General features: G+C 50.9%; 3 protein-coding genes. All 3 read left to right on the forward strand.

Annotated features, from left to right (window positions below):
* Positions 1-46: 46 nt before the first annotated feature.
* Positions 47-916, forward strand: coding sequence for an FAD binding domain-containing protein (locus tag A4E54_RS03215; RefSeq protein ID WP_286724330.1), 870 nt, complete (start codon positions 47-49; stop codon positions 914-916).
* 21 nt (positions 917-937) lie between these two features.
* Entirely contained in the window at positions 938-1,426 is a 489-nt protein-coding gene (locus A4E54_RS03220; RefSeq protein WP_286724332.1) for a (2Fe-2S)-binding protein, read from the forward strand.
* 21 nt (positions 1,427-1,447) lie between these two features.
* A partial coding sequence (locus A4E54_RS03225) for a molybdopterin cofactor-binding domain-containing protein (RefSeq protein ID WP_286724335.1) occupies positions 1,448-3,496 on the forward strand: 2,049 nt, incomplete at its 3' end.

Genomic DNA, 3,496 nt, shown 5'->3' on the forward strand with positions numbered 1-3,496 from the left:
AAAATTATATTGCGGTTAATGCAAAACGAAAAAGAGGAGGTTTGCTATGTACCTACCGGATTTTGAGTATTATGCGCCCGATAGTTTAAAGGAAGCGTGCGGGCTTCTAGCACAGTTCGGCACCATGGCAAAAGTAATCGCGGGTGGGACTGACGTCTTACCCAAAATGAAACAAGACATCCTGGCGCCCGAGGTGCTGGTCTCACTTAAAAACCTCAGCCAGTTGACTGATATTTTTTATGAAAAAGGAAAAGGGACAACTATTGGCTCCCGGGCAACCCACAATAACCTGGTTAATTCATCCGTTTTGCAGGAAAAGTACCTTTCAATTTGTGAGGCTGCTCACCATATGGCCAATAACCAGGTTAGAAACACAGGCACTGTGGGTGGCAATATTGTTAACGCTGTACCCTCCGCCGATCTGCCTCCCATACTGATTGCTCTTGGCGCTGTGGTAAAGCTGGCAGGAACCGATGGGGAAAGGACTGTTTTAATGGAAGAGTTTTTTACCGGGCCAGGTAAGACTGTTCTAAAACAAAACGAAATCCTAACCGAAATCGTTATCCCCGATCAATCCTTTACCGGCAGTACCTATATAAAATTCGGGCTGCGCCGATCAGGCGCCCTGGCAGTAGTTGGGGTGGCCACCGCAGTTTCTATGCAAGGGGATATTTGTAAAGAGGCCCGGATTGTCCTGGGCGCTGTGGCCCCTGTACCCATGCGGGCTAAGAAAGCAGAAGAATTGTTAAAGGGCAAAGCAGTTACCCAGGAACTACTGGAAGAGGTCGGTGTGTGTGCTGCCGGTGAAAGCAAGCCCATCTCCGATATTCGTGGCTCGGCCGAATACCGGAAGGATATGGTGCGGGTCTTTACTAAGCGTGCCCTATCGAAAGTAATTAAAGAAGGACACTGCTAAGAGAAGGGGGGAACAAAATTTATGCAGGCGATTACAGACAAAAATGGCGTAAAGCGTTATCTGATCACTCTGAACGTCAATGAGGACAGCTACACTAGAGTTGTTAAAGCTAATACCACCCTGGCTAATGTCCTGCGTGATGAACTGGACTTGACCGGGACTAAAAAAGGTTGCGAGCTAGGCGACTGCGGGTCATGCACTGTCCTGCTGGACGGTAAGCCGGTAAACTCCTGCCTGGTCCTGGCGGTAGAGGCGGACGGGTGTAATATTACCACTATTGAGGGGCTGGCGCAGCATGAAAAACTGGATAAGCTGCAGGAATCCTTTATAAACAATGCCGCGGTGCAGTGCGGCTATTGCACACCCGGCATGATTATGTCCGCTAAGGCTCTCCTTACCCGCAATCCCCACCCCAGTGAGCAAGAAGTGCGTGAAGCAATTGCCGGCAACCTGTGCCGGTGCACAGGCTATGTTAATATTGTCAAGGCCGTGCTGGCTGCGGCTGACTAGCAGTAAAGGAGGTGCAAGCAAATGGAAAAGAAAGTTTATGGTACTGGATCTTATACAGAATACAAACCACAGGAGATCAGTGATTTCAAGCTAAGAGATGAGAAATATTCGGTTATCGGTAAGAGTGTGCCCAAAATGGACGGGCGGGTTAAAGTTACCGGCCAGGCGAAGTATACAGGAGACCTGAAATTTCCCAACATGCTAGTGGGGAAAATCCTTCACAGCCCTTATGCTCACGCCAAAATTTTGAGCATCGATACCTCAGAGGCGGAAAAACTCCCGGGGGTTAAGGCGGTAATCACCCATAAAGATGTACCCACATTGAAGTACGGAATTAGCCCGGCCCGCTGGGATGAAAACATTTTCTGCATTGACAAGGTTCGTTATGTAGGAGATAAGGTAGCTGCAGTGGCTGCCATTGACGAGGATACTGTTTATAAGGCACTAAAGCTGATTAAAGTGGAATATGAAGAGTTACCGGCTGTATTTGACCCGATTGAGGCTATGAAAGAGGACGCGCCGCAGGTACATGATGAGTACCCCGGCAATATAAACACTGAAATTCACCAGAATTTCGGAGATGTGGAGAAAGCGTTTGCTGATGCTTATTACGTACGCACTGACCGATTTGTGGGAAACCGCACCTACCATACTCCGATTGAGCCCCACTCAGCCATATCGATTTGGGAAGACGGTAAGCTGACTGTTTATTGCAGCACCCAATCCCCTCACTATTTTCAATATTATATCGCCCGGGAATTCGGCATGAAAATGGGTGACGTACGGGTGCTCAAGACCTTTGTGGGAGGGGGCTTCGGGGGCAAGCTGGAGCCTACCGGACTGGAGTTTGCCGGAGCTGTCTTAGCCAGAATAACCGGCCGTCCGGTCAGGATGTTCTACGACCGGGCCGAGATGTTTACACATAACCGGGGACGCCATAGAGTGGTGATGGAGATCACTTCCGGTGTGGATAAAGACGGCAAGATCCTCGGAGTGCACGCCAACTTTGTTCAGGACGGCGGCGCCTATACCAGCCTGGGCATTGCTACTGCCTACTATGCCGGGGCCATGCTGACCCTGACCTATGATTTTGTTAACTATAAATTTGATATGACCAGGGTTTATACTAACCTGCCGGCCTGCGGCGCCCAGCGGGGACATGGGGCGCCCCAGCCCAGGTATGCTTTTGAGTGTCACCTGGATCATATTGCTGAGCATCTGGGGATTGACCCGCTGGAACTGCGATTGCGGAATGCCCGACAGCCGAATACAATTACCCCCAATGAATTTGGTGTCAACTCCTGCGAAATGACAGCCTGCCTGGAGAAAGCGCGGGAGATTTCAGGCTGGGCTGAAAAGAAAGGCAAGTTGCCCAAGGGCAGAGGGATCGGGATTGCCACAGGCAGTTTTGTTACTGGCGCCGGCTACCCCATTTACCGGACTGATCTGCCCCACGCTTCGGCCATGATTAAGGTACATGAGGATGGTACTGCTGCAACCCTTTACACCGGTGCTACTGATATCGGGCAGGGTTCCGACACCATTCTTTGCCAGATGGCCGCGGAGGCAATGGGGTTTACTTATGAAAATATGAAGATAGTGTCTGCCGATACTGAAACTACTCCCCACGATTTTGGAGCCTACGCCAGCCGCCAGACCCTTATGTCCGGCTCTGCTGTAAAACAGGCCGGTGAAGAGGTCAAGGCGCAGGTTTTGGAAATGTCTTCGGTCTTGATGGAAGTGGATGTTGATGACCTGGACTGCCGGGATGCGGTAGTATTCAGCAAGTCAAACCCTGAAATTAGGAAGACTTTTGGGGAAGTCGCGAGAACGTTCTTTGTTAAAAGAGGCCCGCTGGTCGGGCGTGGAGTTTATACCCCGCCAAAGCTCGGCGGTAAATTCAAGGGTGCGCCGGTAGGAACCTCGCCGGCCTACAGCTTTGCGGCGCAGGTCAGCGAGGTTGAGATTGACGAGGAAACCGGAGAAATCAATGTCAAAGAAGTTTGGGATGTCCACGACTGTGGCATGGTGATTAACCCGGCGCTGCTTCACGCTCAGGTACACGGCGCT

It is taken from the genome of Pelotomaculum sp. PtaB.Bin117 (assembly GCF_002067195.1).
In the GTDB taxonomy this organism is placed as follows: Bacteria; Bacillota; Desulfotomaculia; order Desulfotomaculales; family Pelotomaculaceae; genus Pelotomaculum_D; species Pelotomaculum_D terephthalicicum.

What these genes read in the sequence shown, in the direction of transcription:
- A4E54_RS03215 (WP_286724330.1), top strand. Translation starts at nt 47, where the DNA reads ATGTACCTACCGGATTTTGAGTATTATGCGCCCGATAGTTTAAAGGAA.
- A4E54_RS03220 (WP_286724332.1), top strand. Translation starts at nt 938, where the DNA reads ATGCAGGCGATTACAGACAAAAATGGCGTAAAGCGTTATCTGATCACT.